Source organism: Nostocoides jenkinsii Ben 74, assembly GCF_001046875.1.
GTDB lineage: Bacteria > Actinomycetota > Actinomycetes > Actinomycetales > Dermatophilaceae > Nostocoides_A > Nostocoides_A jenkinsii.
In genome coordinates this window covers 3,061,669-3,082,233 of sequence record NZ_HF571038.1, presented here as the reverse complement: position 1 = coordinate 3,082,233, position 20,565 = coordinate 3,061,669, and the positions used below count along the sequence as shown (strand labels likewise).

The window sequence follows — 20,565 nt, the reverse complement described above, 5'->3', positions numbered from 1 at the left end:
CTCCAGCAGTCCTGAGCCTGCGAGCCCGGTGGCACGAGTACCTGACTTGGCTCCCGGAGCCGTGAGCCAAGTCAGGTCATGACGCACCGTGATTAGGAGCGCCCGGACGGCCTCGACCGAACGGGTCGTGAAGGAGTCCACGGCGCAGCTCACCTGAGCACGACGATCAGTCAGCGGGTGCGAGGGCCCCCGGCAACCGCACGGCGATGATCCAGGAGTGTCGGAGCAGTCTGCTAGAGATGTTCGTGAGCCCGGCAAGAACGGGAACCACGCGAAGGGAGCCACCATGGCCAAGTCAGTTTTCTACTCGTTCCACTACGAGCGAGACGTCAACCGCGTCCAACTCGTCCGCAACATCAACGCGTTGGAGGGTCAGCCTCTGCTCAACGCACAAAAGTGGGAGGAAGTGCGGCAGAAGGGTGATAGCGCCATCGAGGACTGGATTGACGCGCAGATGGCCTACAAGAAGGCTGTCATAGTGCTTATCGGCCAGCAGACGGCAGGCCGCAAGTGGGTCAATTATGAGATCGACAAGGCGTGGGCCGACAAGAAGCCCTTGCTTGGGGTGCACATCCATGGGCTGTCGTCCATGGGTTCGGTAGACAGTCCTGGCACGAGCCCGTTCAGCGCTTCTTCCGGCATTCCCGTCTTCGACCCCGCAGTGAAGACGTGGGACGGGAAGATCGACTCGAAGGCGACGTACGGCAAGTTGGTCGACAACCTGGAGTGGTGGTCGACTCAGGGCAAGGTCAGGTCGTGAACGAAGTCGAAGACTGCCCCTTCTGCGAGATCGTCCAACGTGACGACCCAGACGCACGCGAGGTCTACCGGGACGAGCACGTCGTAGCCTTCTTCCCGACTGAGCCTGCCGTCCTGGGCCACACGATGGTCGTGCCGCGTGAGCACGTCCCGGACGTGTGGTCGCTGTCGGAGGAGACGGCGAGCCACCTCGCCTGGGCGTCGCTTCGCCTTGCTGGTGCCATCAGGGAGGCTGTGGAACCCGAAGGGCTGAACATCATCCAGTCCAACGGTGCGGCTGCCACGCAAACGGTCTTCCACCTCCACGTCCATCTCGTGCCTCGTTGGGGCGGCGATGCGATGGGACCGATTTGGCCGGAGAAGGTGGAGTTCGACGAGACGGAGAAGGATGACGCCCTGGAGCGCCTCCGCGACGTGTGCAGGTCGATCAAGCCGTGACGGACAGCGGCGTGCCCTGTCGAGAGGACCTGCACAAGCACCTCGACTTTATCCAGGCCGTCGTCACACGCATGGCTGGAGCATCCGCCAATGCGAAGGCGTGGCTGCTTCCCGTGGTCACGGCCACCTACGGGTACGCGCTCACGAAGAATGCCGAGTCGATAGCACTCCTCGGGATCGGCGCAGTGCTGCTGTTCCTGTTCTTGGATGTGAACTACCTGAGGCAGGAGAAGGCATACCGCCGCCTGTACGACGCGGTGGCCAAGGGGACCAAGACGGTCCCGCTGTTCTCCCTTGACCCTTCGGACGCTGACGACCCGATCCCAGAGCACCTGGAGTGGCGGGAAAGGGCCAGGAGGCTTCGGCGGCGTTGGTTCCCCGAGTGGAGGACCTGGGCGTCGTGGTCTATCGCGCCCTTCTACGGAAGCCTGCTGGTGGTGGGTCTGGTAATCATCATCAGACTGTGTGCGGTCTCGCCCTGAGTGGAGATGCGCGTTGCACCGCTGGACTTTTCACGCCCGTCCTGGCGACGCGCCGTTGCACCCTAACCGAGGGGGGAAGGCAGAGTGATCCATGATCGACCAGCACGACGACTGGCTCCAGGAACTTGAGGATCGGCCGGACGCGCTGGCAGCGGCGCGCTCCCCGCGGATTGCGATGGCGGCTACGACCATCTGTCGCCTCAGTCGCTCGGCACGGTCCGCTTGTCCTCGGGTGGATTCCCACCTCAACGAGTAAGGCTGGATCACCAACAAGACGGTTCGGAGCATTCTCGACCTCGACGTCCAGCAGGCGACTCAGATGTTCAACGAGTTGCGCCGCAGCGAATGTCGTCATCAAGGACCCTGACGGGCTGAAGCGGGGCCCTTCGATCCGCTAGTTCCCGGCTGACCCCGACGCGCAAGGCTGAGCGACGCGCCCGGTGGTCACCCAGGCGAAGGAGCACGGTGTGCCTAGCCGGCACGTTCACCTGTGCCAGCGGACGCGTTGATCGCGACGTCGCAGCAGGTCAGCGACTTTCGGGAACTACCCACTCGGCATTTTCGCAGGTCAGGGGCTTACGCCCCGGCCTGTCGCAGGGCTAGGGAACACTTGGGGTACACACCCGGAGGGAGCCCCGCCCAATGTCGTCCAGCGAAACGCGGCTCAATCCACGCTCAGGCTGCGAGTCCCATCGGGTCCGCCACCGCCACGACGGCAAGCATCTGACCGTCACTTTCGACAGTCTCGACGCCGCGAAGGCGTGGCGGGCCGTCCTCGACGCCTCGCCGCGACGCCGCGACGCGCCTTCTCGACGAGCCCTCGACCGAGGTGCGTCGCACCGTCGCCGAGCAGGTCCAAGACGCACGACCGGCCGGGTCGCGCGTAGATCCATCATCAAGGTGGTGTCGCGATCTTGCAGGGTCCAACGAGACGGGATCCCTTAGCCAGGGAGTACCCGCGGTCGAGCAGGATCTCGGTGAAAGCGGGCAGGGCGTCAACGATGTCCAGGCAGGCGGCCGTTCGGTCACCGATCCCCGGGCGCCCCGAGGCGGCGCCATTCCAATCCCGCCGGGAGCGCGCCGCTACTCCCAGTGGAGGTGCATCGCGGTGCGAAGCTGCTCGATGCAGTCCTTGTCTTGGTCCCCCGAACCTGTCCCGATGCGATGCCAGTACCACGTGTGGGCCTTGACCGGCCGTCGCAGCACCCTGTTCCGCTCCTTCTTCGTAGGAGCGCTGATCTCGACGGCGATGTCCAAGATGCCTCTACCGAATACTTCCGCCACCGGACCACCGACAGGGTCTCCCCCCTAGCCACGGAGTCACCGGGATGTACAGGTTGGTCCACCGAGTAGTCGCGAACGGTGAAGCCTCATGCGCACGGAGGGGCCCGGACTCATTGTTGCCGCGGTAGAACGCGACCCGTCCCTTGCCATCCGCGCCAGCCGCGAGCTGAGTCGGACGCCCCTCGCGCTTCCACACCTCCTCCCGGTGCTGCTGTTCGCCGCGGGGTGGGCAGGAGGGCAGCTCGTTCTCGGACATGCGGCACTCGAGAGTGACATCCTTTCCGCCTAGCAGGTCGAGCGCGTGGGTCAAGGGGGACCCAAGGGTGATGAAGTCGGTGACCCGCCAAGGAACGCCCAGGCCCCTCTGTTCTTCGTCCAGTGCCTCTTGAACCTCGTGGTACCGCTCCGCCGTGGCCCGCACGTCCACGCGGGCGATGTCGTCCGCCTGGCCGTTCGGACTCGATAGAAGAGTGGGGCTCCCAGTGAGGAAGTTCCATGCGCACGGCTGCCGCTGGTCCGGCGGCCCCACCAGAGGCGGGTCTTCCACCCCTTGTGGCTTGGGGTCACGCAGTTCGTCGAAGGCCAGACGAATGGCGTCGTAGGTGATCACAGCCCCCAGGCTGTGCCCGACGACGATGATGCGCTCATAGCGGGGCCTGTTATTGGCGTCCACTCGATGAAGACCCCTGAGTAGCTCGACGCCTTGCAGGCGCACCTTGTCGCGCCCCTCGATGTCCCCAGGCCCAGGCGCAAACCAGCGGCTGGCATCTGAGACCACATTGGCTAGCACGCTGCTCACCAGTAGCCGCGCTACCCCTAGCGCCCACAACAAGAACGGCACAGTTGCCGCAGCGAGTTCCCAGCCCCGGTTCGGCACCAGCACCCATGCCACGATCGCCAGGACGCAAACCAGCAGTAACAGCAGCCCGATAGCGATCCGAACTGTGTGCACCACTCTACGCATCTGGCTGCCCTCAGGAGTCCGGCGCAGCAGGCGGAGCGCCCACCCCAAGACCGCGCCAGCGCTGCCGGTGCCGAACGTCGGCTGCCAGTACAGCTCGTAGAAGTCGACGCGGGGCCGCTTCCTGGTCTTGACGAGCATCAGTCGACGAAGGTCGAGAAACCTGGCCTCGCGATCCATTCGGTTGTATACCGGCGCTGACGTGGAAAGCCCCGATTTTTTCCCGAAGACGTTGTCGACCAAGGCGCGCACTGTGTCCATCGGCAACTGGTTCCCGATGCCGTGCGCGACCACCACGGCCACGTTCCCTTCGGCTTCGCGTGACTCGTCCCGTGCCATGACCTGAGCATCGCAGCGGCCCACTGGCGCGGCAAGCGCCGAACCCATTCCCTCGCTCGTGCTCGCCTCAGCTGGCACCCCGCGGTGAGCGGCGCGGGATGGACCAGTCTGTCGCAGCCTCGTTTGCGTCGGCCTCGAGTGCGCGGAGCCGGGCGAGGTTATGGCCGAAACAGCTGAACGCGGGAATGTACAAACCAGCGCTTTCGCCCTATCGTCGTGTACATGAGCGAAATGACCGTGAGCGACGCGCGAGCCCGGCTGGCCGACGTCGTCGATGCTGCGCGAGTTGGGCACAGCCCTGTGTATCTCACGCGGCGCGGGCATCGGGTAGCTGCAGTCATCGACGCCGATGACCTAGACCGACTCATTGCAGCGGCCGAGGACCTCGCGGACCTCGAGAACGCCGCGGCCGCGCGGGCCGAGATGGCAAACGGACGTGCCGCCATCCCGTGGGAGTTGGTCAAGGCCGACCTCGGCCTGACATGACGTATCGGGTCGAGGTCGCGCCAGCAGTCGTGCGTCAGATGCGCAAACTGGATCCCGCGGCTCGGCGCAGGATCCAGGCCGCCATCGAGTTGCTGGCGGAGAACCCTCGACCCCAAGGCGCCCGAAAGCTGGTCGGCGGCGATGGCGAGTGGCGAGTCCGCACCGGCGACTACCGCGTCGTCTACGAAATCTACGACGACATCCTGTTGGTTCTTGTCATCGCCGTCGGCCATCGCCGCGACATCTATATGCGTCGGTGACTTGCAAGGAGCTACCTGTCCGATTGACGTGCTGGAAACGCCGTTCTGGACTTTGGCGTGTACGTTCCCGAGATGAACCGGGGCGGCGTTCCTCGCGGTCCGTGGATCAACGACTACAACTGCCAGCTGCGCGTAACGATTGGTCGACTGCTGACGGGCGAGCACGTGGACTTCTGGTGGTCCCTGGACGACGCGGAAGCGTCGGCGAAGGCTGGCGAGGCGCTTCGCGGTGTCGGGTTCGCCTGGCTGGACCGGTTCGCGAGCGCGCAAGACATTCTCGATGAGTTCGATCGGGTTGGATCGATCGGGATCGGTGCATCCCCGGCTGGAGCGCTCGATATCGCCGACCTGTGCCGAGGCCGCGGCGACAGCGGAAGTCCGAGAGCACACGGCATGGATGATCCTGGGTGGCCACCCGGACGTGCGCAAGATTCGCAATGACCTTATGATAGTTGCGATCCAGCAGGGAGTTGTGACATGCCTACCGCTCTTGAGTCTCAGACTTATCTACCCGCCGACAGCGTTGACCTCGATCCGATTGAGGCACTGCTCGCGGACGAGTCGTCAGACGCATTTGCCCTAGTGGGTCCTGGCGGAAGGGTGCCAATCCCGGCCGAGGTTCACAAGCTTCTGCTGCAGGTTGTCCAGGCCATGCACTCCGGGCACTCCATCACCGTTAGTCCGCAGACGCAGCGACTCACAACCCAACAGGCCGCCGAGCTCTTGGGCATCAGCCGACCGACGTTGATCAAGCTGATCGAGCGCGGCGAGATCCCGTGCCAGCGCAATAGCAGCCGTCGAACGATCCAGTTGAAGGACGTCATGGACTACCGAAAGCAGCGTCGGGAGCGCCAACTCGCCGCCATCGCGGCGACATCGGTGGACCTGGACGACGACGACCTGGATACGATCGAGTTGCGGGCTCTGATGAAGGAAGCGCGACGCGCCAACGCGTTGCGCCGCTCCGCCGGAAGCTAGCCGGTGCTCGACACCTGCGTCCTGTACTCAGGGATGCGGCGTGCCTTCTTGCTGTCTATGGCAAGTCGTGGAATCTTCCGGGTTGTCATCACCGAGGACGTCCTCTTCGAGATCGGCTATGTGGAGGAACGAAAACATCTCCAGCGCAACGTCAAGGCGGCCGAGGCGAAGCGACGGGCACGTCACTTGGTTGACAGTCTGAGAGGCGCGTTCCCGATCGAGGATGACTCGCGCGTGCAGCTGATAGGCCAGGTCGGCCTGCCAGATCCTAATGACGAACACATCGTGGCTGCAGCGATCGTCGGCCGAGCAGAGGTCATCGTCACTGAAAATCGAATGGACTTCCCCCAGGGTGTCCTGCCAACGGGAGTTCGGCTTTCGCATCCTGACGAGTTCGTCCGTGACATGGCCAGCGCTGACTTCGTTCGGGCAGCCGCCGCGCTCTGTGAGATGTCCTCGCGTCGACAGCATCCTCCCCAATCGGCTTCCGACATCATCGATCTGATGAACATCAAGGGTCATCTGGACGGTGAAACCGCAAACGGACTCCGCGCGGCAGTTCGTGCCCGGGCGACGTAAAGGCGCGGTCGATCAGCGTCGTTTGCCCTCTCTCAACGCGTGCCCGTCAACGCCGGGGTCCTCCATCCGCGACCTGGCTTCTCGACTGAACCGCTGCCCGCCGACGGGCGAGGACTGGGTCGTGGCGGAGGGCGGCATACTCCTGCTCGTGTCTCTTGAGGGTGGCGAGAGCGGAAAGGGTTGTGGCGTAGTCGATTCCGTGGATCCCGTGCCAGAAGCGGATGAGGTTCCGGAAGACGGTGGGGCCACGGTCATACTGATCCGTGGCTGGGTCGAGGACCATGGGCACGTACCACGTCATCATCCAGTGGACGATGCGCGACTCCCACACCGGGCAGATCGGATCGAGATAACGCAGCGCCGCCAAAAGCAAAGTTTCGACGGTGAAAATTTCGTCCGGGTCGAGTGCGTCGATGCTCGGCAGGTTGCGCGACAGGAAGTACTGGATCACCCACTCTTGGATTAGCGCATCCTCGCGATCCTCGTCCAGCGTCAGACCATTCAACTCGGGGGCGCGGACGCGCTCGGGATACCCTTGGCCGCCCTCGGGTAGTGAGCGCAGCAGCATCTCCACGAGATCGCGTTGTCCGGGCCAGTTTGGTGCGGGCCTGATCTCGTCGCGGTACGTGTCATACAACGCCAACGCGTGTCGGCATTTGGCACCCGCCTCGTCGAGCGGCACCTCCTCAAACTCTGTGGCAGCCAAGGCCGGTATGGCGAGTTCCGCCATGGTGCTCTCCGCGGACTGGGTCAGGATGACGGCGATCTTGAGCGCGTCGGCGAGCCGGTGATCGACATACAGACTCAGGGCGTGCTCGCGGAATCCCGGACCGTGCAGCTCCAGAACCCACTGCTCGCCGATGCCGTCAGGGTCCGGCCTCATCCACGCCCTAGTGATCCGCAACTCTGCGAGCGTCGTGACGGCGGGCGGCAGGTCTACCGCGTCTCGACTCGCGAGCTCGTGCCGAATGTATTGCGCCAGAGCAGTATCCGAGGTCATCGCGGCGATGCAGTGCAGAATCGCTGTCGGCTCGCGACCGTCGGCGTCCATCACCCGATCCACCAAATGCGCGAGATTCCGGAATGGCTTGTTGGCCACCGGATCCCACAGAGTGCCGTCACGGACGAGCCCCATGACGTGGGACACGCAGTTCGCGACCGCCAAGGGTTGGTCGCCGTCCAAGGCGGCCTGCAGTGAGCTCCCGGGGCCTTGGCGGGCGTCGGCTGGTGTGGCTGCCCGCGGCGGCCCAAGTGGGCGAGCACGGGTTGCGCTTCGATGGGTTAGTTTGCGGCGGTTTGCATGTGTTCTCTTTGGCATGCCGGCAAGCAAACCACCGATTCGCCAACCACGTCCGCCTCTATCCACACCCCTGTGGATAACCCCTTCTATCGGCCGCGCCACCTGACGAGGGCGCGGTCGATTCCCCAGAACAGCAGGGCGATCACTGTCCCCAACACCAGGATCTTGCCGATCGTCGCCAGCACCGCCGGGTAGCCATAGGTCGTCGGATCCACGAAATCGTAGGGATAAGCACGGACCGCCGCCCCGCGCACCAACATCCACACCACCCACGCGGCCGGAATCAGCAGAGACCCCGCGATCACCCGCCACGAGAACTAACCGCGCGGCCCCCAGACGAGAAAGACCACGACCGTCACGAGCGGCACAACGATGTGCTGCCACGGATTGGTGAATACCGACCATCCGGTGACGCGCTGGGTGGGGGCGAGCAGCACGGCATACACGATCGACGTCACGGTGATCATGAGCAGGGAGTCGGCGCGGAGCACCCGCCGCCAATAGGTGTCGCGCGTGGGCTCGCGCCACAGCATCAGCAGGGCAATCGCGACGACGACATTGGACCACTCCGTGAAGTAGCTGACCGTGTCCGCGGCCCTTCCCCACGCGCCGGCCATCCCGATTGCGTTGCCGTCGTAGACATTTCCGGCGACCGGGGTGTCGTCATAATGCCCCAGCGCGGACAGAGCCAGGACGAGCAGGAACCCCAGCCCGGCAAGCAACCCATTACCGAGGTATGCCGCGCGCGCCCCCCTCGCGGCGCCCCCGCCGGGGGTGCCGGGCGACTGATTCCGGATCGAAAGCTCGTCAGCCCGCACGTGGTCTTCTGTTGCTTTTGGCCGATCACCCGATGTGACCGGCGTGAGGCTACCAAGGGTTGGGCGGTTGCCGGACACCCGTGGATGGCCCGGAGGCCCGCCGATGTCGGTGCCGCCTGACACGATCGTCGTATGACGATTCCTCCGCGCGCTGAGCTGGCCCGGCTGCTGGGTGGTGAGCAGGCGCGCCCGGCGCACGGCTGGGTCACCATTCCCACGGGCGCCCCCGTGGTCACGGTGGCGGGTTACGGCACGGTGAAGCTGCCCATCGCCCGCCCGCAGGCGGTCAAGCTGCGCGCGCTGGCGGAGCCCGCGCCATACGGACTGGGAGAGGAGACGCTGACGGACGCGAGCGTGCGGCATACCTGGCTGATCCCCGCACACCTCGTCTCCGTCGATTGGGGCGACCACCTGGACGCCGTCTTGGAGTCGACACGCAGCGCTCTTGGCCTGCCGCCCACCACCGCCTTGACCGCCGAGTTCCACTCGATGCTGGTGTATGAGGTGGGGCAGTTCTTTCTGCCGCACCAGGATTCGGAGAAGCATGACGACATGGTGGCGACTCTCGTCGTCGTCCTCCCGTCAGCGCATTCGGGCGGGGAACTTGTCGTGCACGGAGCCGGCCGGGAGGCGGCCTACCCCGGCTCGCGCGAGCACACCACGGCGGTGGCGTTTTATGCCGATCAGGTGCACGAGGTCCGCCCGGTGCGCACCGGCCATCGAATCAGCTTGACCTACAACATCTTTGCGCGCCAGCAGTCCGCTGGTTCGGGGTCCGGCGATGAGATCGACCAGGCTGCCGAACACATCCGACGACACTTTGCCCATCGCCCCCCACCGCGGTGGACGGGCGACGTCCCGCAGCGGCCGGTGCGGCTCGCCTATCTGCTCGACCACCACTACTCCGAGCGCAGCCTGGCGTGGGAGCGGCTCAAAGGCGTCGACATCGAGCGGGCTGCCGCATTGCGGATCGCCGGGGATATCGCGGGGTGCGAGGTCTCGCTGGGGCTGCTCGACATTCAGGAGACGAGCGACGCTGACGATTCGGGGCAGCTGCTCGACTCGTCGGTGTCGCTGACGCAGTGGCTGTCGCGAGACGCGGCTGCGGCGCAGCCGGTTGGCCTGATCCTCGCCGACGCTGACCTGTGCGCGACCACACCCACTCGCCAACTGCCGCCCGTATCAGTCGGACTACGAGGGCTACATGGGCAACTACGGCAACACGATGGACCGGTGGTATCGCCGCGCCGCGGTCCTCCTCTGGCCTCGCGAGCTTGCCTTCGCCAATCGCGCAGTGATGGACCTGGCGTGGGCTCTTGACGATCTCCAGGAGCGCCTGCGGGCCGGCGATGACGGCCTCGCGCGGGATGACCTTGCCGGTCTGGAGTCATTGTGGCCCACCCTTGTTCGAGAGTCGCCCGGGACCGTCACCATGGACCGCGTCATTGAGATTGCGACGCTCGTCGACGACGAGTCCCTGGCCCGCATGCTCATCGCCCCCTTTGGGATCACTGCCGTGACTCCGGGCGTGGCCAGAGGCCTCGGCCGGCTGGCGGAGGCGTATGACGAGGCCTGGCTCCGTGACTGCATCTCCGGCTGGTTCGCCCACAGTTCGCGGCCGGACCTGGGGCTCGACGCATGGCTGGCGACAATGCCGGGCGTCGTGGCCGAGTTCCGGGGCCGCCCCGCACTCGCGGCGGAGGTGCTTCGGCAGGGGTGGGCGCGGGTGCAGGGACGCGTCGAGGCACACCGGAGCGCGGCTCCCTCGTCCTGGGCCAGGGCTCAGCGGGCGGCGCTCGTGAGCCCGTTGAGTGGAATCCTGAAAGCCGCTGCCGCCGAGGGGGATTCCGTCTTGCGGTCGGAGGTGGCGCAGGCCCTGACAGCGGACGACACCTTCCTCCCGGAGGTGATCTCGATTGTCCTGCAGTCCCGGTCGTGGCCGGAGGCGGTGCAAAGCGGGCTGGGGGGTGAGCTCGCGGCATACGTCATCGAGGATCTGCAGGCGCGACTGGCGAGGCCCGAGCGCGAACCCGACGACTGGTCCATTCGACCGCCGCGTGGATGTGGCTGCCGCGACTGTGGGAAGCTCGCGGAATTCCTGTCCGATCCGGCCCGGCGGGTCCACGAGTGGCCGCTGGCGGAGTCTGGCCGACAACACATCCACTCGATCATCGACGGCGCCGACCTCCCCGTCACGCACGTGACGCGACGGACGGGCAGGCCGTACACGCTTGTCCTGACCAAGACGAACGCCCTGTTCACCCTGGCGGCGGCCCGTCGCGACGAGGACGACGCTGTGCTGAGGCTGCTTCTTCCCGAACGCGGGTGATCCCATCGGCGGATGCGGAATGGACACGATGAGGCGTGAGCCGAGGCCCACCGGCGCAAATCCGGCCCCTCATCAGGCGCACGAGGGCGCTGGCGTCACGCCAGGAAGATCGCCTGGCGGGCGAGGGCTATGGCGGCGGGTTCGGCATAGCAGCCGAGGTCTCGCGACGCGATACCTTGCCGGGCGCCAGCGACCGCGCAACGCGGTAGACCCCGTGCACGTCCATGGAGAAGCCGTACGGACTCGAGGTCCGCCACCCCAAGTCAGCGAGGTAGCGTCAAGCCGCATGACTGGTGCGCGGGCAAGGCTGCAAAGGGAGCGCCGGGAGGCGGCGCAGCGGCTGGACGAACTCAGGGAAAGCTTCGACGATTTCGTTGCGGCGTCACGGGATTCGAATGCCGATGACGAGCACGATCCCGAGGGCGCCACGATCGCCTATGAGCGCGCCCGGGTCGTCGCGCTCACCCACCAGGTGCGCGAGCACCTTGCTCAGATCGACGCGGCATTCGAGCGCCTGGACGCAGGAACCTACGGACGGTGCGAGACCTGCGGCGGTGCCATCGGCGAGGCGCGCCTGGAGGCGCGACCGACTGCGGTGCGATGCATCACCTGTGCGCAGAACTCGCGGCCGGGTCGGGCCCGACCTTGACGACTGACCGACCGGTCAGCGGCGGCGATTGCGCGGGTGCTGACTGGCCTGTCGCTCATTGCCGCGCCGATAGTTCCCGGTGAGCCGGGCCATCAGCTCCTGCGGATCCTCGGCTTCAACGTCGTCCAGGAAGGCCGCCGCCCGTGCCCCGCGGAGGGTTGTCGCGGTCTTGCCGTGGTGTCTGATGACGACATCCTCCCCGCGCACGCTGTAGTCGAATCCGTCGGGTCGCGGCATGCCCCGAGACTAGCCGAGGACCTGTTGGGCCGCGGTCGCGGACGCTCGGTGGGAACGCTGCCATACACCTCGGGAAGCAGGCCTATCGTGGGGCGATGGCCGATCACGCGACCCCCAACCTGCCCTCGAGCGATTACGACGCGACGGTGGCGTTCTATGCGCGGCTCGGCTTCGAGCCGGGCTATCGCGACGACGGCTGGCTGATCCTGGTGCGCGGCGATTTGGTGCTGGAGTTCTTCCGCTGGCCCGACGTCGATCCCGCGACAAGCAGCTTCAGTTGCTGCCTTCGGCTCGACGATGTCGATGCCTTCTATGCCGTATGCCGCGCCGCCGGCCTCCCCGAGACCACCCGGGGCTGTCCCCGCATCCACCCGCCCCACCGCGAGGACTCCGGGCTGCGGATCGGTGCGCTGATCGATCCGGACGGCACCCTGTTGCGGCTGGTCCAGAACCCCGAAACTGACTCCGCTACGACATCCACCCGCGGGGGTGCGTGATCGCGGAATACGCCTCGATCGCTTGCGCGTAGGGAACAGCTGCAGAAGGCGCGTTGTTGGTGTTTGGGTCAGTTGGCTTCCCTCCGGTGGCCGATGAGACCGCTGATCTGGCTGCCGCGTCGGTGGGGACGACCCCGTGCCTGGCATGCTGGGTAGGTGCTGTCACTCGAGGACGAGGTCGCGTTGCGCCGGGAGGCGATGGCGTGGCTCGCGTTGCGCACAAACGACGGTCATGACGCGATCAGCCGAACCGAGTTGACGCAGTTCACTTTTCGCGGTGAGCGCATCACCCTGATCGATCAAGGGCGCGGCATTCGCAAGCCGAAGGAGTGCCGAGCGGCCCTGTCGATCATGACTGTCCACACGCGTGAGGGCGGCGAGCGGCCGTATGGGGACAGTCGTGGCCGCGATGGCCACCCGCGCTACAAGATGCGCGCTGATTCGCGCGGCACCGCCGACAACCAGGGGATCCAGGCGGCGCTGGAGCTGCGACTGCCTCTGATCTGGCTGTGGGGCATCGCGCCGAGTTGGTACCAGCCGATCTTCCCGGTCTATGTCATCGGGGCGGAACCGGAGCTTGATCAGTTCGTGCTCGCCTGCGACGCACTCCAAGTGCTGCCGCTGCCGGAATCTCCACTGGAGGAGGTGCTGCGACAGTACGCACTGCGCGAGACGCGTCAGCGCATCCACCAACCGGTCTTCCGGTCAATGGTGATGCGCGCCTACGAGACGCAGTGTGCGGTGTGCGCGCTAGGGCACACGCAACTGCTGGATGCGGCCCACATCATCCCGGACTCGGCGGACGATGGCATTGCTGCCGTGCGAAATGGGTTGGCGCTGCGCAAGATTCACCATGCCGCGTATGACGCGGGCATCCTCGGGATCTCGCCGGACTACCAGGTGGCCATCCGCGACGACATCCTCGACGAGGTGGATGGGCCTCTGTTTGAGCACGGCATCAAGGGCTTGCACGGGGATGGCCTTCGCAAGCTGCCGGCCCGGCGCGGGGACCGACCCGATCGCGACCTGCTGGATCGGCGATTCCGGCGCTTCCTCAGCGCGTGACCTCGTGGTGGGTGACTTTGCTGCCGCCCCAACGACAGTAAAGTCCCCCACGAGCAGCGTCGCCCACGCCAAACACCCCTAGGGCAACCGCACCGTCACCACATCGCAGGCCCACGACGCGATCGTGGGGGAGGGGTGGCGACGCAGCATACGAATCCGGTGCTGCCACAACGAAGTCCAGCCGGTCCGCGGCCCGGCCCACGAGACGATCCCCAGCGCGGCGGCGCCGGCAGCCAGCGACTGGTCGGCGAGCAGCGCGTCCACGGTCGCGCCGAGTTCGTCGGTGATCTCACCACCGAAGTCGGCAAGGGAGCGGCCGATCACCGACCGGACGGTCGCGCACCGCAGCGGCTCGTCCACGAGCGCCAGGACCGCGTCCACGTCGAGTTCGGGGTCGCTCCAGTCGATCGCCCGCGCGGCCAGGGTGAGCGTCACCTCCCGCAGCGATGGGTGGGCCGCCAGCGTGCCCACCAGCACGCGGGTGAGGTGTCGGTGATCCGCCTGCTCGGCGGGCGGATAGGCGGTGACCCCCAGGGCAACCTCGTGGAGGCGTTGCCGTGTCGGCAGATCGAGCCGTGGCCCCACCTCGGGTTCATCGGCGGCGGTGGACAAAATGGCCAGCGTCTCGACGGCCTCGACGATCGCTGCGGGATCGGCGCCCCGTCGCAAGCCCTGGCGCAGCGCCTCGACGATGACCGCACCCCCCGGCTGGCTCGTGTCCGCGGCCAACCCTGCCAGCACGGTCATCGCCTCCGGCAGCCACGGCGCCCAGAGTCCGAGGGCGGCGACGGCCTCGGGCAGGACGGGAGTCGATCCGGGCAGGAGCAGCGCGGCATACCGTCGACGATGGCGCACGGGAAGCTGCGTCGGCTCCGTCTCGAGGAGGGACAACAGGCCGTCGCGACCGAGCCCGACGACGGCGTCGAGGACATCCCACGACCGCTCGTCATCAAGCCACGCCCGGATGGTGCGCCCGACCGCGAGCCGCACGTCCCGGTGCCTCTGCGGGTCAAGGCCCACGAAGACCAGGAGATCCAGCGCCGCCGGAGTCCGGATCAGCCCGAGTAGCCGGACCAGTTCCTTGCGCGCGGTCACCTTCGCGGCCGGGTCCCGCAGCGCGTCCGCGAGCTGGGGCAGGGCCCGGGCGGCGGGGACGTCGCGCAGGCACCGACCCGCGGCATATATCGCCACGCGGGTTTCATCCCCCGTTCGTATGGCGAGCAGTCGCCCCAGCGCGTCCCCCGGCCGGTCGGTCCACGCCAGTGCCGCGAGCGCGGCCTCGCGTCGTTCGATGTGGGGAGACGCCGTGTGGTGGCCGGCGTAGGCCAGGCCGATGCCCGGGAGGCGGCCGAGCACGCGAATCGCGCGCGTGACCGTCCAGCTCGGGGTGTCCTTCGTGGCGATGGCCGCCTCGAGGGCGTCGGCATAGGCCGCGACCTGCCGTGGCAGCCAGCGTCCGAAGGGTCCATCGAGCAGCGGCACGAAGCCCGGCTTGCGCCCCCAGAGTCGCCCTCGCAGCGACCCGCGCTTCCACAGGACCTCCAGCAAGTCCTGCCGGCTGTGACTCAGAGTCCGTTGCACGACCTCAAGAACCGCCAGAGACTCGTCGATCCGCAGCGCCTCCTCGACGCGGGCCGACCGGGTTCTCGGGTCCGCATGCCACAGTTGCGCGGCGGTGCGAACGGTGGCATCACTGGGCGCGCGCAGCGCGCGCTGCACGAGGACGTCGAGTTCGGGGATCCCACGAGCGCGCTCGCCCAGGGCGTAGGCGAGATCGAAGAGCAGGTGATAGTCGTCTTTCGCCGCGGCGGTGTGGAGGCGGGGGAGGAAGGCGGTCACGATGACCCGCTCCGTGCCCCGCGGCAGCCCGGCGAACGAGGGAAGCCAGGGCCGGCCGCGGGGCTCGGTCAGCACATCGATGATGTCGAGGCCTTGCCGCACGATCGCCTCATCCGCGTCTCCACGGGCAAGGGCTTCCTCGATGACCCTCCAGACGGTCACCTGCAGCGCGTGCAGAGTTGCCGGTGAGGTGTCCCGCGCCGCCGCGACCGATCGCGCGAACCCCGCCAGCTCCGCCAACCCGACATCCGCCAGCAGCCGGGGTGACACCTGTGTCAGCGCGCTGGCGACCGCGAGCCGCACCGGATCCTGCTCATTGCGCAGCAGCGGAAGTCGGCTGAGCGCGCCGGCGAGAGCATCGGGTCGGCGGTCACGAGCGCTCGACAACAGGAGCGCGACCTGCGCCGCCGCGCGGTCCTCGGAGCGGGACGCCCGCACCGCGTCGCCCACTTCTTCGGCTGCCTCTGTCGCCGGCAGCCACGCGCTGTGGCGCAGCCGAACGGACTCAACCGCAGCGATCTCGCCAAGACCGCAGATGCGTTGTGCCTCCCGGTGTCGCGTCTCGCGGGGCAGCACCGCGAGGAGGGCCTCACTCCAAACCCGCTGGCTCGTGCCGATCCCGGCGAAAGCCCCGTCGAACACCGTCGCGCGAACCGAGGGCGGCAACGCGTCGAGGAACTCGGCCAGCAGGTCCTCGCGGTCCCGAAGCCAACGGGCCACGCGGACCCGATCGTGTGGTGAGAGCAGATCGGCGTTGCGACGCAATCCACTCGGAAGCCAAGGCGGCACAACGCTATTGGCGTGGGTCAGCAGGACCGCAACCCGGTGGGCGTCATGACGCAGAAGCGCGCCGAGGTGGTCGATCACGCCGTTGGTTAGGACGCCGGCGGGGCTGGCGGCCTCCAGAAGATCCAGGACCGCGGTGGGGTCGTGCGCCACCAGCGACCCCACCCCCGGAGCCGCCCACATCCACCAGTGCGCTCGGACCAGCGGCAACGCCGCGGTGGTCGCCTCGCGCAGATGGGCCACGACGAGTCCTGGGTGCCGCGTCGCCAGCGCCCGCACGCTGGGGACCAGGTCGGCCAGGTCCGGCAGGTAGCCCGCGGCCACCTCGGCACTCGCCGACGCCAGCAGTCCTGCCCGCTCGCGGTCCTCGAGGTCCAGCCGAATCAGGGCGTCCACGACATCGGTGCGCCGATCCGCGGCCAGCCGCCGGCGCAGGAGTCGGCGGTCGGTGGGTGCGGCCGCGGCATACCCCGTCGTGATGTCCTCGGTCGCCGCCGGCAACGGCAACGCCCTCGCCGCTGCCCGGGCAATCCGGGGCTTCGGATGCGCACTCAACCGCCGCAATCGGGCCGTGTCCCCCGCCGTCGCGGCCCCGGTCACCGCGAGCAGCGCGTGATAATCGCTCTCTGCCACAAGCCCATCCAGCACGCGGCCCAGATCGGCAGACCCGCGATTCGCGCGCGCGAGGTCCACGACGCGCTGGCACCGCGCCGCATGAGTCTCCTTATCGAGAGCGGCGAGGAGGTCACGCAGGGCGGGCACGGTCATACGGGGAATCGTGGCATGGCCAGGACTGTGCCAGCGGAACCGATTGCCGCACAATGAAGGCGGTCGGGTTGAGGGGAAGGGATGGCGCATGGGGGATGTGGTTCCGCGGGCCGCGGCTGACGTTGGCGGCCGATGACGAGCCCGGTGGCGCCAGCGGGGCAGAGCGTCGATGCCGCTGCCTGGAACGGCGCCTACCTGAGATTCGAGGATCTGGGCGCCGTCCTGCCTGGCCAGCCGAGCCCGCTCGTGGCGCAGTTGGCTCGGGAGTTGTCCGGTGTGTGCCGGGCCGCGGATGGTCGCCACTTCCGGCGGCGTCTCGGGTGGCGCGCCGAGCGCGGCCGTCTCGTTGTCGTGGAGATGGATCAGCCGCTCGGCCGGCGCGACGATGGCCGGTTCGCACCGATCGGGGGCTGGTCGATCACCCACGTTCGGGTCCATCCCGCCCGGGATGTGGTGCGCCGCATCGGCGACGTCCCGGAGGATCCGCCGCCACCGGTGAGCTTCCCCGTGGCGCCGGGGCAGGGGCGCGGCGAGAGTGATGGGCTGGGCTGGGCTGGGCCGGGACGAGACCGACGTGCGCTACCTCCCGCGGGATGTCCGGTCTGGATTCGTCGCGGCCCTCCCCCGCCCCACGCTGGCGGTCGCCGAGGCGGTCCGATTCTCCGAGGGTGATCGCGTGACGCACCACGTGGTCAACGCCCTGCGTCTCGATGACATTGAGGCGGATGTGGCCAACGAACTGACCGCCCCTGACTCGGCGATCTGGCGCACCGTCTGGATCAACGACCTCATCGATGCCGGGACCTTCCACACGGTGCCCGCGTCGCCGACCACCTTCGCGCCCTATCTCGGTCAGAGTGAGCGCGTCGTCGCGGGCGGCCCCTACACGTTGTACGACTTCGTCTCGGCGGGCGATGGCAGCTATATCCACAAGAGCGGCGGCGGCTTCTTCATGCTGGGCGGGGCGGGGATGATGGCCGTGGGAGCCGGGGCGATGCCGGCCGGGGCCGCCTTCCGCGGGATCGGCAACGCCAATCGCAAGGCCGAGGCGGAGGCGCTGGCTCAGCGGCGCTGGCGCGTCGCCGGGTCGGGCGTGGTGCACGTGTCGCAGTACGGCTTCTATCTGCATGACCCCAACGGGCTCCACGCGTGGAGCTGGGAACCCATCCGATCGGCAGAGCTGCTGGCTCCACGGACGGTCACCTTCGCCGGCGACTCCGACCGTGGCCCGATCCAATGGATCGTCGAATCTGACTGGGCTGAGCTGATTTTCAGTTTCTGGGCACGCATCCGTCACCCGGCGCATCCCCAGTTCCACTCGGGCACGTGGGTGCCACCGGGATGGAGCCAGCGGGTGCTCGATTCGTCGTATGACTGCCTCGGCTCGCCACCGGGCGCTGGGCCCACCTCCTCCCCGGACCGCGCGACTCTGCCTGAGCAAGAAGGATTGCAGGCCATCAAGATCGGGCAATGATACCGCCGTGGTACCGTCGAGTATGGCAATGAATCTGCGATTGACTGACAACGAGACGGAGGCCCTCCGCCGACGCGCTGCCGAGGAGGGGCGGTCGATGAACGAGGTCGTGCGTTCGGCCATCAATCGTTATGTCACGGACCGCGACGAACGTCTCAACGCATTGATCACCCGAGTCGCATCAGAGGATGCAGAGTTGCTTGAGCGACTGAGCCGCTAATGATCGACTATCTGTCGGTCGACGACTTGTTGCGCGTCGCCGAGGGGGTCGTGGATGGCCAGGTGATGGTGCGTGATCTGGGTCTTCTCGCCTCAGCCGCGCACCGACCCCAGGCGACAGTGTTTGGCGCGGATGCATATCCGGGCCTTGCCGATAAGGCAGCCGCCCTTATGCACTCCTTGGCGCGAAATCATCCGCTCATCGACGGCAATAAGCGCCTCGCTTGGGCGGCGACGCGCATCTTCTGCCTGCTCAATGGAGAAGACCCCCGCTATGCGTCGGTGGATGAGGCCGAGGAGTTGGTCCTCTCCGTGGCCCGCGGTGAACGGGAAGTCGACGACATCGCAGACTGGCTCCGGCGGTCTTGGGTGAAGAACACTCAGGAGTAGACCGGGCGGTCCGGGTCTTCGGGGTCGTCGGCGCCCCGCAAGGCGACGGCACAGACACGAAGAGCGCCCCGCGGCAGGCCGCGGGGCGCTCTCACGAAAGGGTCGATCAGACCCAGACAGCCGAGTCCTGGCAGTTCGCCGTAGCACCGTAGTTCGCGATGTTGGGATCGACATTGCGCTCGAAGGTGTAGGTCGTGCCATCGTTCGGGGCGCAGCCCGCCGGCACGCTACCAAAGGTGATGGTGGGGTCGATCGTGGCGGTCTTCGGGCTGGCGAAGTTGTTGAGATCGAACGAGATGCCGCCGCACATGTCTGCCGGGCTTGTGTCCGTCGTGACGGTGTAGGTGATGGTGCTGCCCGAGATGACCGGCCCTGACCAGGAACCGGAGTTGCCCCACTCGCCATTGAGGCCGACATTGGAGATCGTGGTTCCCGCCGGGAGATTCAGCGCGTAGCTGATGGTGATGGTGCCGGAGCCAGCGGGGTTCTGCGGCCACGTGATGCGGCAGGGTCATAGCGTCCAAGCAACAGCCTCCACTGGATCGGGGCTGAAGGCTGGGAGGCTGGACCGGTGGCAGGCACGAGACGGCAGTTGACGATCAAGGACCGGGCGGAGATTTCGGCTGGGTTGAAGGCGGGCTGGAGCCCGGCGCGGATCGCGCGTGACCTGGGCCGGGATCGGTCAGTGATCACCCGGGAGATTGCCCGGAACTCCACCAAGACGTGTGGGTATCGGGTGGTCAGCGCCGACGTGCGGGCCCAACGGCGCCGCGCCCGTCCGCAGCCGCGCAAGGTGGCCGCCGATCCGCTGCTGGGTCAGCGGGTGTTGGCCGATCTGCGGCAGTCTCGCACGCCCCGTCAGATCGCCGGCCGGTTGAAGTTGGAGGCCGAGGACGCCACCGTGGAGGTCATGAAGGGTTCCCTACCGGCCGGTGGCCTGCTGGCTTCGCACGAGGCGATCTACCAGTTCATTTACGCCATGCCCCGCGCCGAGCTGGTCCGCCACGGGGTCTTCCTGCGCTCCAAGCGCACCCAGCGAAAGCCCCGCTCATCGAGCAGGCGCGGGGCCCCGATCGTGGGGATGCGTCCCATCACCGCCCGGGAGAACGAACACCCCGGCAGCGCCGAGCGGAGGGTACCCGGGCACTGGGAAGGCGACCTGATCATCGGCAAGAACGGCGCCAGCGCTGCAGCCACCATGGTCGAGCGGATGTCCCGGTACACCGTGATCGTGGCCCTGCATCACGGCAAGTCCAGCGACGACCTGGCCGAGGTCCTGATCGAGCACGTCAACGCCCTACCCGAAATGATGCGCGCCTCGCTGACTTGGGATCAAGGCAGCGAGATGGCCCGCCACGCCGCGCTGACCGTCGCCACCGACCTGCCGGTGTACTTCGCCGATCCACACAGCCCCTGGCAGCGTCCCAGCAACGAGAACACCAACGGCCTGATCCGTGAGTACATCCCCAAGGGCGAGAACATCCCCGCCCATCAGCCCTACCTGAACTCCATCGCCGAAGAACTCAACGAACGCCCCCGAGCCGTCCTGGGCTACCTCACCCCCCGCGAATCCTTCGAACGACTCCTCCTCGGCCAACCCCACGTTGCTACGACGCCTTGACACCGCC

General features: G+C 67.2%; 25 protein-coding genes. 17 read left to right on the top strand and 8 right to left on the bottom strand.

Annotated features, from left to right (window positions below; all coding sequences use genetic code 11):
• Positions 1 to 286: 286 nt before the first annotated feature.
• Genes BN13_RS14730 through BN13_RS20450 form a run of 3 tightly spaced genes read left to right on the top strand, consistent with a single transcriptional unit; the run spans position 287 to position 1,679 of the window.
• A complete protein-coding gene (locus BN13_RS14730) occupies positions 287 to 760 on the top strand; it encodes a TIR domain-containing protein (protein ID WP_048547994.1) in 474 nt (157 codons plus the stop codon).
• A complete protein-coding gene (locus BN13_RS20455; protein ID WP_048547993.1) occupies positions 757 to 1,197 on the top strand; it encodes an HIT family protein in 441 nt (146 codons plus the stop codon). Before BN13_RS14730 ends, BN13_RS20455 begins: the two co-directional genes overlap by 4 nt.
• The gene (locus BN13_RS20450; protein ID WP_235434067.1) at positions 1,194 to 1,679 is read left to right on the top strand and encodes a hypothetical protein; all 486 of its coding nucleotides are present in this window, start codon (positions 1,194 to 1,196) and stop codon (positions 1,677 to 1,679) included. The genes BN13_RS20455 and BN13_RS20450 overlap by 4 nt, the downstream gene beginning before the upstream one ends.
• 1,083 nt (positions 1,680 to 2,762) lie before the next feature.
• Here the strand turns inward: BN13_RS20450 and BN13_RS20670 are convergent.
• Together BN13_RS20670 and BN13_RS14710 are read right to left on the bottom strand one after the other, a co-directional pair.
• Positions 2,763 to 2,885: a hypothetical protein gene (locus tag BN13_RS20670; RefSeq protein ID WP_268806969.1), complete on the bottom strand. Its 123-nt coding sequence runs from the start codon at positions 2,883 to 2,885 to the stop codon at positions 2,763 to 2,765.
• 58 nt (positions 2,886 to 2,943) lie between these two features.
• Positions 2,944 to 4,311 carry an alpha/beta hydrolase gene (locus BN13_RS14710; protein WP_048547990.1) on the bottom strand — a complete coding sequence of 456 codons (1,368 nt, stop codon included), beginning with the start codon at positions 4,309 to 4,311 and terminating at the stop codon, positions 2,944 to 2,946.
• A 174-nt stretch (positions 4,312 to 4,485) separates the two neighbouring features.
• On the opposite strand from BN13_RS14710, the gene BN13_RS14705 reads away from it, so the two are divergent.
• From BN13_RS14705 to BN13_RS14685, 5 genes are all read left to right on the top strand, one after another.
• Entirely contained in the window at positions 4,486 to 4,749 is a 264-nt protein-coding gene (locus BN13_RS14705) for a type II toxin-antitoxin system Phd/YefM family antitoxin (protein WP_048547989.1), read from the top strand.
• Positions 4,746 to 5,009, top strand: coding sequence for a type II toxin-antitoxin system RelE family toxin (locus BN13_RS14700; RefSeq protein WP_048547988.1), 264 nt, complete (start codon positions 4,746 to 4,748; stop codon positions 5,007 to 5,009). Before BN13_RS14705 ends, BN13_RS14700 begins: the two co-directional genes overlap by 4 nt.
• Before the next feature lie 72 nt (positions 5,010 to 5,081).
• The gene (locus BN13_RS14695; protein ID WP_048547987.1) at positions 5,082 to 5,450 is read left to right on the top strand and encodes a hypothetical protein; all 369 of its coding nucleotides are present in this window, start codon (positions 5,082 to 5,084) and stop codon (positions 5,448 to 5,450) included.
• 36 nt (positions 5,451 to 5,486) lie between these two features.
• The gene (locus tag BN13_RS14690) at positions 5,487 to 5,987 is read left to right on the top strand and encodes a helix-turn-helix domain-containing protein (RefSeq protein WP_084733792.1); all 501 of its coding nucleotides are present in this window, start codon (positions 5,487 to 5,489) and stop codon (positions 5,985 to 5,987) included.
• A 3-nt stretch (positions 5,988 to 5,990) separates the two neighbouring features.
• Positions 5,991 to 6,566 (top strand): PIN domain-containing protein, encoded by a 576-nt coding sequence (locus BN13_RS14685; protein ID WP_157038619.1) that lies wholly within the window; start codon positions 5,991 to 5,993, stop codon positions 6,564 to 6,566.
• Positions 6,567 to 6,612: 46 nt separating this feature from the next.
• Here BN13_RS14685 and BN13_RS14680 read toward each other — a convergent pair whose 3' ends face one another.
• From BN13_RS14680 to BN13_RS14670, 3 genes are all read right to left on the bottom strand, one after another.
• A complete protein-coding gene (locus BN13_RS14680) occupies positions 6,613 to 7,713 on the bottom strand; it encodes a hypothetical protein (protein ID WP_157038618.1) in 1,101 nt (366 codons plus the stop codon).
• Between the two features lie 239 nt (positions 7,714 to 7,952).
• A complete protein-coding gene (locus BN13_RS14675; protein WP_048547983.1) occupies positions 7,953 to 8,171 on the bottom strand; it encodes a Pr6Pr family membrane protein in 219 nt (72 codons plus the stop codon).
• A gap of 12 nt (positions 8,172 to 8,183) precedes the next feature.
• Complete coding sequence (locus BN13_RS14670) at positions 8,184 to 8,684, bottom strand: Pr6Pr family membrane protein (protein WP_048547982.1); 501 nt, start codon at positions 8,682 to 8,684, stop codon at positions 8,184 to 8,186.
• Between the two features lie 132 nt (positions 8,685 to 8,816).
• Between BN13_RS14670 and BN13_RS14665 the strand changes: the two genes are divergently transcribed.
• The 3 genes from BN13_RS14665 to BN13_RS14655 all read left to right on the top strand — a co-directional run bounded on the left by BN13_RS14665 (position 8,817) and on the right by BN13_RS14655 (position 11,662).
• Positions 8,817 to 10,004, top strand: a complete 1,188-nt coding sequence (locus BN13_RS14665; protein WP_048547981.1) for a 2OG-Fe(II) oxygenase — start codon at positions 8,817 to 8,819, stop codon at positions 10,002 to 10,004.
• Positions 9,979 to 11,013: a hypothetical protein gene (locus BN13_RS14660; protein WP_162199973.1), complete on the top strand. Its 1,035-nt coding sequence runs from the start codon at positions 9,979 to 9,981 to the stop codon at positions 11,011 to 11,013. The genes BN13_RS14665 and BN13_RS14660 overlap by 26 nt, the downstream gene beginning before the upstream one ends.
• Positions 11,014 to 11,299: 286 nt before the next feature.
• Positions 11,300 to 11,662, top strand: coding sequence for a TraR/DksA family transcriptional regulator (locus tag BN13_RS14655; RefSeq protein WP_048547979.1), 363 nt, complete (start codon positions 11,300 to 11,302; stop codon positions 11,660 to 11,662).
• Positions 11,663 to 11,677: 15 nt separating this feature from the next.
• On the opposite strand, the gene BN13_RS14650 is transcribed toward BN13_RS14655, so the two are convergent.
• A complete protein-coding gene (locus BN13_RS14650) occupies positions 11,678 to 11,899 on the bottom strand; it encodes a hypothetical protein (RefSeq protein ID WP_048547978.1) in 222 nt (73 codons plus the stop codon).
• A 95-nt stretch (positions 11,900 to 11,994) separates the two neighbouring features.
• Here BN13_RS14650 and BN13_RS14645 point away from each other — a divergent pair, with 95 nt between their 5' ends.
• On the top strand, positions 11,995 to 12,396 hold the full coding sequence (locus BN13_RS14645; protein WP_048547977.1) for a bleomycin resistance protein: 402 nt from the start codon (positions 11,995 to 11,997) through the stop codon (positions 12,394 to 12,396).
• A 156-nt stretch (positions 12,397 to 12,552) separates the two neighbouring features.
• Positions 12,553 to 13,461, top strand: a complete 909-nt coding sequence (locus BN13_RS14640) for an HNH endonuclease (protein ID WP_235434066.1) — start codon at positions 12,553 to 12,555, stop codon at positions 13,459 to 13,461.
• Between the two features lie 78 nt (positions 13,462 to 13,539).
• Here BN13_RS14640 and BN13_RS14635 read toward each other — a convergent pair whose 3' ends face one another.
• Positions 13,540 to 16,854 carry a hypothetical protein gene (locus tag BN13_RS14635; RefSeq protein ID WP_048547976.1) on the bottom strand — a complete coding sequence of 1,105 codons (3,315 nt, stop codon included), beginning with the start codon at positions 16,852 to 16,854 and terminating at the stop codon, positions 13,540 to 13,542.
• A gap of 538 nt (positions 16,855 to 17,392) precedes the next feature.
• Here BN13_RS14635 and BN13_RS14630 point away from each other — a divergent pair.
• From BN13_RS14630 to BN13_RS14620, 3 genes are read left to right on the top strand one after another with little or no spacing between them, the layout of a single operon-like run.
• On the top strand, positions 17,393 to 18,328 hold the full coding sequence (locus tag BN13_RS14630) for a hypothetical protein (RefSeq protein WP_048547975.1): 936 nt from the start codon (positions 17,393 to 17,395) through the stop codon (positions 18,326 to 18,328).
• Positions 18,225 to 18,548: a ribbon-helix-helix protein, CopG family gene (locus tag BN13_RS20825; RefSeq protein WP_321162916.1), complete on the top strand. Its 324-nt coding sequence runs from the start codon at positions 18,225 to 18,227 to the stop codon at positions 18,546 to 18,548. The genes BN13_RS14630 and BN13_RS20825 overlap by 104 nt, the downstream gene beginning before the upstream one ends.
• The gene (locus BN13_RS14620; protein ID WP_048547973.1) at positions 18,548 to 18,937 is read left to right on the top strand and encodes a type II toxin-antitoxin system death-on-curing family toxin; all 390 of its coding nucleotides are present in this window, start codon (positions 18,548 to 18,550) and stop codon (positions 18,935 to 18,937) included. Before BN13_RS20825 ends, BN13_RS14620 begins: the two co-directional genes overlap by 1 nt.
• Positions 18,938 to 19,043: 106 nt before the next feature.
• Here BN13_RS14620 and BN13_RS14615 read toward each other — a convergent pair whose 3' ends face one another.
• The gene (locus BN13_RS14615) at positions 19,044 to 19,247 is read right to left on the bottom strand and encodes a hypothetical protein (RefSeq protein WP_048547972.1); all 204 of its coding nucleotides are present in this window, start codon (positions 19,245 to 19,247) and stop codon (positions 19,044 to 19,046) included.
• Between the two features lie 261 nt (positions 19,248 to 19,508).
• On the opposite strand from BN13_RS14615, the gene BN13_RS14610 reads away from it, so the two are divergent.
• Positions 19,509 to 20,558 carry an IS30 family transposase gene (locus BN13_RS14610; protein ID WP_235433932.1) on the top strand — a complete coding sequence of 350 codons (1,050 nt, stop codon included), beginning with the start codon at positions 19,509 to 19,511 and terminating at the stop codon, positions 20,556 to 20,558.
• The last annotated feature ends 7 nt before the right edge of the window (positions 20,559 to 20,565 follow it).

Bases quoted from the DNA above. Each gene is read 5' to 3' on its own strand.
- BN13_RS14635 (WP_048547976.1), bottom strand. From the start codon at position 16,854: ATGACCGTGCCCGCCCTGCGTGACCTCCTCGCCGCTCTCGATAAGGAG.
- BN13_RS14710 (WP_048547990.1), bottom strand. From the start codon at position 4,311: ATGGGTTCGGCGCTTGCCGCGCCAGTGGGCCGCTGCGATGCTCAGGTC.
- BN13_RS20825 (WP_321162916.1), top strand. From the start codon at position 18,225: ATGACTGCCTCGGCTCGCCACCGGGCGCTGGGCCCACCTCCTCCCCGG.
- BN13_RS14730 (WP_048547994.1), top strand. From the start codon at position 287: ATGGCCAAGTCAGTTTTCTACTCGTTCCACTACGAGCGAGACGTCAAC.
- BN13_RS14620 (WP_048547973.1), top strand. From the start codon at position 18,548: ATGATCGACTATCTGTCGGTCGACGACTTGTTGCGCGTCGCCGAGGGG.
- BN13_RS14695 (WP_048547987.1), top strand. From the start codon at position 5,082: ATGAACCGGGGCGGCGTTCCTCGCGGTCCGTGGATCAACGACTACAAC.
- BN13_RS14700 (WP_048547988.1), top strand. From the start codon at position 4,746: ATGACGTATCGGGTCGAGGTCGCGCCAGCAGTCGTGCGTCAGATGCGC.
- BN13_RS14615 (WP_048547972.1), bottom strand. From the start codon at position 19,247: ATGTGCGGCGGCATCTCGTTCGATCTCAACAACTTCGCCAGCCCGAAG.
- BN13_RS14705 (WP_048547989.1), top strand. From the start codon at position 4,486: ATGAGCGAAATGACCGTGAGCGACGCGCGAGCCCGGCTGGCCGACGTC.
- BN13_RS14650 (WP_048547978.1), bottom strand. From the start codon at position 11,899: ATGCCGCGACCCGACGGATTCGACTACAGCGTGCGCGGGGAGGATGTC.
- BN13_RS14645 (WP_048547977.1), top strand. From the start codon at position 11,995: ATGGCCGATCACGCGACCCCCAACCTGCCCTCGAGCGATTACGACGCG.
- BN13_RS14690 (WP_084733792.1), top strand. From the start codon at position 5,487: ATGCCTACCGCTCTTGAGTCTCAGACTTATCTACCCGCCGACAGCGTT.
- BN13_RS14630 (WP_048547975.1), top strand. From the start codon at position 17,393: ATGGGCTGGGCTGGGCTGGGCCGGGACGAGACCGACGTGCGCTACCTC.
- BN13_RS14655 (WP_048547979.1), top strand. From the start codon at position 11,300: ATGACTGGTGCGCGGGCAAGGCTGCAAAGGGAGCGCCGGGAGGCGGCG.
- BN13_RS14665 (WP_048547981.1), top strand. From the start codon at position 8,817: ATGACGATTCCTCCGCGCGCTGAGCTGGCCCGGCTGCTGGGTGGTGAG.